The following is a 1145-nucleotide window of genomic DNA, read 5'->3' on the forward strand; positions in this document are numbered from 1 at the left end:
TCTGCTCAGAGAGACCCATTGAGTCATGAGTACACTATGGCAGAGGATAAACAGCAACCAGTGGCCAGCAAGCCTCAGAAGGCCCTGAAATATGAGAACGACAGAGATGTGAAGATGACTGGCATGGATAATGAGGATCCAATTGAAGGCAAGCCAATCAAGATCTATCATTTCTCTATTGACAAATTAAGTGAGGATAACACTAGATTTTGGTTTCATGCAATTGAGAAGCAGCTGAGGACCCAATATGCATGGCAAGCCATAGAACTGCATGCGAGAATTAGAAGTGAAGCATATGCAGATAGGCTAGTGAGAAAGTCTAATTGGCAGCGGATCGATATGAAAGCAGACATGATCATTGAGATGGGCTTGACTCCGTCAACGGTACTAGAGGTCAAAGATCAGCGGAACGCTGGGGAAAAATGGCAGTACCTGAAGAAGAGGTTCCTGAAGTCTTCTAATACAAAGAAGATGATGAAGCTGATGAGGATATTCACCTCTATGTGGGATGAGTCCAAGCATAATGAAAAGGAGTTCTATCATGCGCTTAAACAGATGTTTGTGGAATTCAAGGAAATGAATGGCGACAACAAGATAGGACTTGATGATCTTTGCATATTGCAGTATCTCCATGTGCTAGGAGATAGATATGCAACACTCCACAAGTCAATGATGAGTTCTGGCATTGAATTGACTGAGGACTATGTCCTAGGCTGTGTTGAAGATGTCATGCAATTGTGGAAACAGGAAAGGATGGAAAATGCATCTTAAGTAAGCCAAAGTAGGCCACACAGGCCTAAGTGTTATGAGTGCCAGAAATTTGGACATAAAGCAGCAAAATGCCCAAACCAACAGAGAGAAGACAACAGTGAGAATCAGTCTTCTAATACAAGCAAAAGAGATAGCCAAAGCAGCCAAGGCTGCAGACAAGGCAGTGGATAAGGTTCATTAAGACAGAACCATGGCAGCAGAACTGCTGAGGAGCAGAATATTGCTCAATCCAGTGATGAGGAAAGTGGTAACCGCGCAGTTGAGGAATATGATGATGACTGTGAGGTTGACTGTGAAATTGCTAGCAAGAAAGCAGGCTTCATTCAGGAAGAAGCACACAGGTCATCAAGCCACAGAGGCTGGGTTTTTGATAG

2 protein-coding genes are annotated in these 1145 nt (G+C 43.5%); both read left to right on the top strand.

Going from position 1 to position 1145, the window contains the following annotated elements; all coding sequences use genetic code 11:
* Positions 1-771 (top strand): hypothetical protein (locus JS756_RS35795; RefSeq protein ID WP_205387437.1); only part of this gene is annotated, 771 nt, incomplete at its 5' end.
* Positions 772-961: 190 nt separating this feature from the next.
* A partial coding sequence (locus JS756_RS35805) for a hypothetical protein (RefSeq protein WP_205387438.1) occupies positions 962-1145 on the top strand: 184 nt, incomplete at its 3' end.

This window comes from Streptomyces actuosus (assembly GCF_016921115.1).
GTDB lineage: Bacteria > Actinomycetota > Actinomycetes > Streptomycetales > Streptomycetaceae > Streptomyces > Streptomyces actuosus_A.